A 216-nucleotide genomic window follows, 5' to 3' on the forward strand; every position below is an offset into this window, starting at 1 on the left:
GCCCACAACAGCTGTTTTCCTCAAAGAAGGAGGGTTTGACGCTACTGAGGTCGCCACGGGCAATGATGCGGCGGTCCACCCTACAGACGTCGATGACGTCGATTTGGTATCTACAGGTGTCGCCATGTTTGGTGAGAAGGACGGAATTGATCTCGCGTGCGCGTCCGCCAGCTTTATCCCGAAATCGAGGTGATCGTCGTCTCGGGTTATGCCTCG

1 protein-coding gene is annotated in these 216 nt (G+C 56.0%); it reads left to right on the top strand.

Annotated elements, in window-relative coordinates:
* On the top strand, nucleotides 1-193 hold a 193-nt coding region (locus GSQ92_RS30550; RefSeq protein WP_216856990.1), incomplete at its 5' end, for a hypothetical protein.
* Between the last annotated feature and the right edge of the window lie 23 nt (nucleotides 194-216).

Origin of the sequence: Acidisoma sp. S159, from assembly GCF_009766125.1 — a bacterium.
Lineage (GTDB): Bacteria > Pseudomonadota > Alphaproteobacteria > Acetobacterales > Acetobacteraceae > Acidisoma.